This is a genomic window from Brevundimonas sp. UBA5866 (assembly GCF_002432125.1).
In the GTDB taxonomy this organism is placed as follows: Bacteria; Pseudomonadota; Alphaproteobacteria; order Caulobacterales; family Caulobacteraceae; genus Brevundimonas.
In genome coordinates this window covers 1-8338 of sequence record NZ_DJFS01000059.1, presented here as the reverse complement: position 1 = coordinate 8338, position 8338 = coordinate 1, and the positions used below count along the sequence as shown (strand labels likewise).

The 8338-nt window shown below is 62.7% G+C and carries 11 protein-coding genes and 1 pseudogene; 4 read left to right on the top strand and 8 right to left on the bottom strand.

The features are described from left to right. The 8 genes from B3H86_RS06675 to B3H86_RS06640 all read right to left on the bottom strand — a co-directional run. On the bottom strand, window positions 1–886 hold an 886-nt coding region (locus B3H86_RS06675), incomplete at its 3' end, for a YifB family Mg chelatase-like AAA ATPase (RefSeq protein WP_292052211.1). Between the two features lie 79 nt (window positions 887–965). After that, entirely contained in the window at window positions 966–1913 is a 948-nt protein-coding gene (gene gshB / locus B3H86_RS06670; RefSeq protein WP_292052209.1) for a glutathione synthase, read from the bottom strand. Window positions 1914–1999: 86 nt separating this feature from the next. After that, window positions 2000–2815, bottom strand: coding sequence for a transglutaminase family protein (locus B3H86_RS06665; RefSeq protein WP_292052207.1), 816 nt, complete (start codon window positions 2813–2815; stop codon window positions 2000–2002). After that, entirely contained in the window at window positions 2812–3204 is a 393-nt protein-coding gene (locus B3H86_RS06660) for a YraN family protein (RefSeq protein WP_292052205.1), read from the bottom strand. Before B3H86_RS06660 ends, B3H86_RS06665 begins: the two co-directional genes overlap by 4 nt. Window positions 3205–3211: 7 nt before the next feature. After that, window positions 3212–4084, bottom strand: a complete 873-nt coding sequence (gene rsmI / locus B3H86_RS06655) for a 16S rRNA (cytidine(1402)-2'-O)-methyltransferase (RefSeq protein WP_292052203.1) — start codon at window positions 4082–4084, stop codon at window positions 3212–3214. A gap of 116 nt (window positions 4085–4200) precedes the next feature. Next, window positions 4201–4377, bottom strand: coding sequence for a DUF1328 domain-containing protein (locus tag B3H86_RS06650; RefSeq protein ID WP_292052201.1), 177 nt, complete (start codon window positions 4375–4377; stop codon window positions 4201–4203). Between the two features lie 178 nt (window positions 4378–4555). Beyond that, window positions 4556–4987 carry a hypothetical protein gene (locus tag B3H86_RS06645; RefSeq protein WP_292052199.1) on the bottom strand — a complete coding sequence of 144 codons (432 nt, stop codon included), beginning with the start codon at window positions 4985–4987 and terminating at the stop codon, window positions 4556–4558. Then, entirely contained in the window at window positions 4987–5352 is a 366-nt protein-coding gene (locus B3H86_RS06640; protein WP_292052198.1) for a DUF883 family protein, read from the bottom strand. The genes B3H86_RS06645 and B3H86_RS06640 overlap by 1 nt, the downstream gene beginning before the upstream one ends. A 180-nt stretch (window positions 5353–5532) precedes the next feature. Here B3H86_RS06640 and B3H86_RS06635 point away from each other — a divergent pair, with 180 nt between their 5' ends. The 4 genes and pseudogenes from B3H86_RS06635 to B3H86_RS06620 form a co-directional block, all read left to right on the top strand. Next, complete coding sequence (locus B3H86_RS06635; protein WP_292052197.1) at window positions 5533–6180, top strand: fumarylacetoacetate hydrolase family protein; 648 nt, start codon at window positions 5533–5535, stop codon at window positions 6178–6180. After that, window positions 6177–6809: a maleylacetoacetate isomerase gene (gene maiA / locus B3H86_RS06630; protein WP_292052196.1), complete on the top strand. Its 633-nt coding sequence runs from the start codon at window positions 6177–6179 to the stop codon at window positions 6807–6809. Before B3H86_RS06635 ends, maiA begins: the two co-directional genes overlap by 4 nt. A gap of 87 nt (window positions 6810–6896) precedes the next feature. Further along, a complete protein-coding gene (locus B3H86_RS06625; protein ID WP_292052195.1) occupies window positions 6897–7790 on the top strand; it encodes an aldo/keto reductase in 894 nt (297 codons plus the stop codon). A gap of 84 nt (window positions 7791–7874) precedes the next feature. After that, a pseudogene (locus B3H86_RS06620) lies at window positions 7875–8338 on the top strand (DNA mismatch repair protein MutS); the annotation flags it as partial.

The following is an 8338-nucleotide window of genomic DNA, read 5'->3' as shown; positions in this document are numbered from 1 at the left end:
CATTGTGGGCCAGCGAGGCCTCGCCCGGCTTGGCGCGGTGCCCGCCGCCCGTCAGAGCCGCCATCGATGCCGAATGGTGCGGGGCGCGGAAGGGGCGTTCGCGTGTCAGGGCACCGCGCTCGATCAGGCCCGCAACCGACCAGACCATCGACGTTTCCAAAAGCTCGGAGGGCGACAGGGGCGGCAATAATCCGGGCAGACGCTGCGCCAACATGGACTTGCCCGAGCCGGGCTGACCGATGAACAACAGATTGTGGCCGCCCGCCGCAGCGATTTCCAGCGCCCGCTTGGCCCCCTCCTGTCCTTTGACGTCACGCAGGTCGGGGGTGTGTTGATCCTCGCTCATATCCCCCGGCTTTGGCGCGCTGAGGATTTGCTGGCCCTTGAAATGGTTGATCAGGGAAATGAGCGAGCGCGGTGCCAGTATCCGCACATCGCCCGCCCATGCGGCCTCGGGGCCGTTTGTTTCGGGACAGATCAACCCCAGGCCCATTGAGGACGCCGAGACGGCGGCAGGCAGGGCACCGCCCACGCCCGCGATCTGGCCATCCAGTCCCAGTTCGCCGATGGCGGCCCAGCCGTCCAGCGCGTCAGGTCCGATCACGCCCATAGACGCCAGTAGCGCCAGCGCAATCGGCAGGTCGAAATGGCTGCCCTCCTTGGGCAGGTCGGCGGGGGCCAGATTGGCGATGATCTTCTTGGGCGGCAGGGCCAGGCCGATGCCGGCGAAGGCCCCGCGCACACGCTCGCGGCTCTCGGCCACGGCCTTGTCGGGCAGGCCCACTATGGAAAAGGCCCCCTGTGGCGTGGCCACCAACTGGACCTCGACATCCACCCGTCTTGCTTCGACGCCGTCGAATGCCAGTGTCACTACACGCGCCACCATGACCGTTCCCCCGCCTTTATGCGGGTGAACAAATCACGAACTTACAAGCTTTGCAATAACGTTGTTACGAAGTTGGGCGTCAGGCGGCCTGACGCTTCTTCTCGATGACCTGCCACATGATGTCGGTGGCATCGATACCGGCAAAGTCTAGCAGTTGCTGGGCGCCGGTGGGCGAGGTGACATTGATCTCGGTCAGATAGTCGCCGATCACGTCGATGCCCACGAAGATCAGGCCGCGTTCCTTCAGGAAGCCGCCGATGGTGGCGCAGATTTCCCTGTCGCGCTCGGTCAGTTCGACCGGAGCGGCAGTGCCGCCGACGCGCAGGTTGGAGCGGACCTGATCCTTGGCGGGGATGCGGTTGATTGCGCCGACAGGCTCGCCGTCCACGAGGATGATGCGTTTGTCGCCCGCCGACACGGCCGGAATGAATTTCTGAATCACCAGCGGATCGCGCGAGGCGGCGGCATGGATTTCGATCAGGGCTTCCAGATTGGGATCGTCGGCCTTCAGGCGCACGACGCCCGAACCGGCGGCACCATGCAGGGGCTTGAGCACCACATCGCCGTGGCGCTTGTGGAAGTCGATCAGGGCGACCGGATCGGACGTCACCAGCGTCGGCGGCTGAAGCTGCGGGAAGAGGGTGGCGATCAGCTTTTCGGGGGCCGAGCGGACCTCTGCCGGATCATTGACCACCAGCGTCTTGGGATGGATGCGTTCCAGCAGATAGGTGGCGGTGACATAGGCCATGTCGAACGGCGGGTCCTGACGCATCAGGACGACGTCGATGTCGTTCTCCATGTCCAGCTTCACCTCGGGGCCGAACTCGACGTGCTGACCCTGAACTTTCTTCACCGTGACAGGACGGGCGCGGCAGTAGAGGTGGCCTTCGTCCAGAGCGAGGGTGCGGAAATCATAGACCCACAGCCTGTGGCCGCGCGCCTGTGCGGAAAGGGCCATCAGGAAGGTCGTGTCGGACTCGACGTTGACGTTCTCGATCGGGTCCATCTGGATGGCGACCTTGAGCATGGCATTTCCTTTAAGCTGACGCGTGCCCTTCCTGTTTGGCGACGCGGGCCGTCGTTCGCAAGGCGCGGGCATGGACTTTCGTCCGATTAGTTCAACCTAAGCCGCAGTTTGTGCAGGCTGTAGGCGGTGGACACCTCGGAAGTTTCGCTGAGTTCGCGAGCATGGGCGATAGCGGCCATTGCGCCATGCAGAATGCCCTGGCGCTCACGGGCCGTCGCGACGTCCAACCACGGGCGGTGGTCCGCGGGATCCAACAGGGCGCGTCGATAGGCCGAACGCTCTGCCAGTTCGTATTCACCCATCTGCATCGCGCGGGCAAAGATGATGTTTTGCAGGCGAAGGACCGCTTGCCGCTCGCTGATGGGGGCCATCAGCAGATCCAGACGGTCAGCCACGTGAAGGGTCAGCCCGGCATGCAGAGCGCGCCGCGTCAGTTCGCTGGGCAGGACCAGCCGTCCCTGACTGAAGGGATCGAGCGCAACAGGTCCATCCGGTGTTTCGACCCTGAGCAGAACGTGTCCGGGGAAGTCGACAGCGGCGGCCTCTAGTCCTGCGCGGCGGGCGGCTTCCAGATAGAGTATGACCAGCAGGGCCGATAGGCCGCGCCGAGATTCCGTAACGTCGATGATATCGGCGCCGACGGTACTCTCGTCGTTCAGCAAGTCGCCATTGAGGCGGAAATCGCCCGCCATCGTTTCGGTCAGAGCCTCGTCAGGAGACTCCTTTTCCACCCGCTCGCGCAGTCTTTTGGCTGCATCTTCGACCAGTTGGCGCACGGGCGAGGCATCACGGAACGGAACATCGTGCAGCGCGCAGGCGATGGTGGCTTCCAGTGTCGGGAAGCTATTATCGTCTGTCTTTCCGGCATATTCCAGAAAGGCGATAGCTTCTTCGCGGGTCAAATGAGCTGCCGTCCGTCAGTCGTAAGACCCCGAACATGACGCGGAAATCGACGAGGCGAAAGAGCGATCAGATCCAGTCGTGGAGTCAGGCGTCCCAATGCGGGGCGACTGCGACAGAGGTGATAACCAGCTCTCAACAAGCGATCGCGCTGATCAGGGGACAGTGAAAGTTGAGCAAGATTGATATCTTGTCGGCTTTTTACTTCAATGACAACAAGATGTCGTCCCCTGCGTGCCAAAACGTCTATCTCGGCTATGGGAGTCTTTAGTCTAAACCCCAGGATTTGATAGCCTTTGGCCATCAAATAGAAGGCGGCCAGCCACTCGTTGCGGTGACCGGCCCGGTAGGCCCGTCTTCCTGTGTGGTGGCGCTTATCCTTCCCCCTCATGCGCGGCTTATTGCTCTTTCAGATCGAGAGCCCGTTTGTAGAGCGGTTTACGGGGCAGGTTGAAAGCCCGTGAAATCTCCGAAGCGGCTTCGCCCGGTGGCAGGCGACCCAAGGCTTCACGCAAAGCCTTGTCGATATCATCCTCACTGGCGGCCTCGACTTCGCCCGGGGCTACCACGATCACGATCTCGCCCTTGGGACTGTCACAACGTGGGTCCTGCGAAAGCTCCGACAGGGTGCCGCGCACGCATTCCTCGTAGAGTTTCGTCAGTTCGCGCGCGACAGCGGCATCGCGTGTACCCAACACCTCGGCCATGTCTGACAGGCTGTCTTTCAGACGCGGGCCGCTTTCGAAAAAGACAAGGGTCTGACGTGTGGTTCGCAGCTCTTCCAGGGCCGTGCGGCGCGCCGCCGACTTCACCGGCAGGAAACCGGCAAAGGTGAAGCGGTCCGACGGCAGGCCTGCAATGCACAGGGCCGCCAGCGCACTGGAGGCACCGGGAACAGGATGGACCGGCAGGCCTTCGGCAATGGCCGCGCGGGCAACGACAAAGCCGGGATCGGAAACCATCGGCGTGCCCGCATCCGACACCAGGGCCACCACCGCACCGTCTTTCAGGTGTTCGATGGCAATGGCTGCCGCCTTGGCGGAAGCGTGGTCGTCGCACCGTTCCAGTTTCGCTTTCAACCCGTAGGCCGTCAGCAGTTTGGCCGTCACCCGCGTGTCTTCCGCCAGAACCAGGTCTGCGGCGGCCAACACGTCCAGCGCGCGCAGGGTCATGTCGCGCAGATTGCCGATGGGGGTCGCGACCAGATACAGGCCCGGCGAGACAGGGCGGGCCGGAGGAGCGGTCGGGGGGAAGAGAACGGGATCAGACATTGCGCACGACCCTGCCAGTGTGCGCGCTGCGGCTCAATGGCCCAGTTCAACTGAGCAATGGAATTGAAAACGGGCCGCCCCGTTTAGGACGGCCCGTTCAGGCAGGCTATTGTGCTCTAGACGCGGGGACCGCGCCCTTTGAGACCGCCGAATACCAGCGACACAACAAACAGGATCAGCGCAATGATGGCGATGAATTTGGCGATTTCCATAGAAGCGCCAGCGACACCGCCAAAGCCGAGGAAGGCCGCGACGATTGCGATGATGAAGAAGATGATGGCCCAACGAAGCATATTAACTCTCCAGTCTGGATAGGCGGGAGGACGGTTGGCCCTAATCGCCGTGGGGGAATGAAGAGGTAACGCCGCGAAATCGGACACTGTTCCTTAAATGGACTTATTTGCCGGATTACGGACAGAAAAAGGGCGCATCCCAAAGGAATGCGCCCGAAAACTTTACTAAATCAAAATTTTAGCGCCGACGGCGACGCGACTTTGAACGCGAGCGGCTGTCACGTTTATCGCGTCCCTGATCGTTGAACGCGGCCAGAGCCATAGCGGCAAGGCCGGGCTTCTTGAGCAGTACCGCGCCGGCGGCCAGTGCGGCGACAACGCCAACGACCGGTCGCTGCTGGACCATGTGCAGGATACGGCCCGGCAGGGTTTCGGGCTCGTCATCCTCGTCATCGGCGTCATCGTCGGGGTTGGCCTTATTGGCGAACACCAGATAGGCGGCAATGGCGATCAGGGCAAAGACACCTGCGGTGATGGCTGCGGCACCCAGCGGTAACAGCATCATGCTCAGGGCGTAAAACAGGGTTGCGCCCAGTGCGACAATGGCAACGAAGGCGGCGCTGGCGGCAACTGCGCCAGCGACCATCCGGTTGACGAGCTTACGGATCATCAGCTGCGACGGCCTGCCAGCAGAAGGCCGATCACAACGCCAACGCCCAGGGCGATAGCGGTGGATTGCAGCGGACGTTCCTGAACGCGCTCGACAACATAGCGCTGGGCATCGTCAAAGCGATCCTGCGCTTCGTCATAGTACTCGCGGCTGCGTTCGCGGGCGGTGGCGTAGTATTCACGCGCCTTGTGGCCCAGCTCTTCGGCCTTATCGCGCGCGGCGGCTTTGGCCTCTGCGGCCTTGGCTTTCAGATTGGCGGCTTCCTCGCGGGCACCGGCCTTAACGTCTTCCTTCAAGGTCACTGCGTCTTCCTTCAGGGTTTTGATGTCTTCTTTGATAGACTCACGGGCCGTGGACGTCGCCATGAAACTTCGCTCCGTAACAAGCTTGACTATAAAATAGGGGGTCTTGTTATCTAACGCCATACTGATCGACCCAGTTCCCCTCCGATTTGATTAAACCGTTTAGTTAAAAGGCAAAGCCGCGGTTGGTCGGCTGCCGTTATTCCACTGGAAACAGGTCGAGATGTTCCCTAGTCTGGCGGTATGACCGATTGGCTTATCGCACCTGCGCCGACTTCGTCCCTGCCTGTAAATGGTGATGCACGACGCTTCGCCGTTCGCCGTATCTACTGTGTGGGCCAAAACTATGCGGCCCATGCGCGCGAGATGGGCGCGGACAAACCCGATCCCTTTTTCTTCTCCAAGCCTGCCGATGCCGTCGTGGGCGACGGTGCAAATCCGGCCTTTCCGCCCGCTACGGCCAATCTTCACTATGAAGTCGAGCTGGTGGTGGCTCTGGGGGAGGGCGCAGTGCCGGTGGGTTGGGCCGTGGGCGTGGATCTGACCCGACGCGACCTGCAGGCCGCCGCCAAATCGGCCGGTCGTCCGTGGGACGCGGCCAAGGGCTTTGACCAGTCCGCCCCCTGCGGTGCCCTGAGCCTTACGCCGCCGGCGCGGGATGCGGGTATCCGTCTCAGCGTCAATGGAGAGCTGCGCCAGAACGGTCGTCTGGACGATATGGTCTGGGATGTCGAAGGCATTCTGGCCAAGGCGGCCACGCTATGGAAGCTGTCGGCTGGCGATCTGGTCTTTACGGGTACGCCCGAGGGTGTGGGCCCGCTGCAGCCCGGTGACCGGGTCGAGGCCGAAATCGACGGCCTGCCCAAACTGACCTTCGTGGTGCAACAGTGATCCTGCACGGATACTGGCGCTCGGGTACCAGCTATCGCACCCGTATCGCGCTGAACCTCAAGGGTCTGTCCTATGAACAGGTGGGCGTTGATCTGCGCCTTGGCCAACAGAAGGAAGCGGCCTTCACATCCCTGAACCCGCAGGGTCTCGTCCCGGCCCTGATCACGGATGATGGCGAGGTCCTGTCGCAGAGCCCGGCCATTCTGGAATGGCTGGAAGAAGCCTATCCCGAGCCCGCGCTTTTGCCTTCCGATCCCGTGGCGCGCGCGCGGGTTCGATCAATGGCTGCCATTATCGGCTGTGACATCCATCCCCTGAACAACCTCAGGGTCCTGAAGGCGATCAAGGCGATGGGCGCGGACGAAACCGCCACGCAGGACTGGATCAGCCAATGGATCGGTGCGGGCTTCGAGGCGCTGGAACAGATGGTGGTCCTGCACGGCCGTGGGTGGTGTTATGGCGATGCACCGACGCTGGCCGATTGCTATCTGGTCCCTCAAATCTATTCTGCGCGACGTTTCGGGGTTGATCTGTCCGCCTATCCTGCTTTGGTCGCGATCGAGCGTGCGGCGGGCGACCATCCGGCATTCCGCTCGGCCCATCCGGATCGGCAGCCGGACGCGGACTAGGATTTTTTTGTAGTGAACGCCGTCTTCACTCTCTTTGCCGACCGCTGATCAATCTCGCGTAAACCTTCATCGACGAAAATCGCTGTTGTGAGATTCGTTGACAGCCATAATCCCGTCGACAGGCTGGCCCTTGCAGTGGCCGTTGAGCCGGATCGACTGCGCCCTATGCCGCTGCGGCATCGGGAGGATGCTGTGCGCCAGATCCTGCAGACGGCGGCGGATGCCGGTATCTCAATGGTGGCGACCAAGCCGGAAGGCGATAGCGAGCGGTTGCTGGGCCAGTCGTGGCCCTTCCCGTCGCCATTCCGTGTCTCGGTCCGCACCGTCAGCCTGACCGAAGGTATTGATCGTGCCGAGGCCCGCGCGCGCCGCTCTCTCGAACATATGGGCCTGCCACGGGGCGAAGTGGTGCTGGTCCAGAATGCTGGCGATCTGGCCGGTGCCGAAGGGCGCGCTTTGTGGGACCGTCTTCAGGCCCTCAAGGACCGGGGCCTGTTCCGCAAAATCGGCTTCATCGCCAGTATAGAGGACAACCCGGCAGCCCTGGCGCGCCGCTTCCGTCCCGATGTGGTGCAACTGCCCTGCAATGTGCTGGATCAACGGGCGCTGAAGAACGGCACAATCGACACCCTCGCCGAGCATGATGTGGCGGTTCATCTGTCGTCGGTATTCGCCAAGGGCCTTCTGTTCTCGACCTCGGACCGTTTGCCGGAAGGCTATTCGGTGTTCGCGCCGTCCCTGTCGCGGGTGCGCCGCCGGTTGGCCGAGGCGCGTGTAGACCCGATGCAGGCGGCCTTGACCTATGCCCTGAACCTGCCGGGGGTCGAGCGTGTCATCGCCAAGGTGAATTCCGCCGCCCAGCTGCGCGCGATTTTGGCGGCCTCCTATGCGCCATGTCCCGATGTGGATTGGTCGTCTATGGCTCTGGAGGAAAGCTCTGCGGCACTGAGCGCCCGACTGAGGGTTGGCCAGGCCGCCTGAGAGGCTGCCTGACGCAAGGTTTCGGGGGACATCTGCACGCCCGCCCTTGAGGCGGGGGGCGCGATCCGCCACCTTGTAGGCCGAATGAACGCGCCGCTTTCCCACCCGCCCAAGGTCGACCTGACGCCCGATGCCGGCACGACGCCGGTCATGGCCCAATTCCTGACGGCCAAGGCCAACCATCCGGACTCCATCCTCTTCTTCCGGATGGGCGACTTCTACGAGTTGTTTTTCGACGACGCGGAGGTGGCGGCGGCGGCGCTGGGCATCACCCTGACAAAGCGCGGCAAGCACAAAGGCGAGGACATCCCGATGGCGGGCGTTCCCGTCCATGCGATGGATGGCTATCTGGCCCGCCTGATCCGGCAGGGCTTCAAGGTCGCCGTCTGCGAACAGATGGAAGACCCGTCCGAGGCCAAGAAGCGCGGCTCCAAGGCGGTGGTGCGCCGCGATGTGGTGCGCGTGGTCACGCCGGGCACCCTGACCGAGGACAGCCTGCTGGACGCGCGCGGCGCCAACCGTCTGGCGGCGGTGTCGGTCCGCAAGGG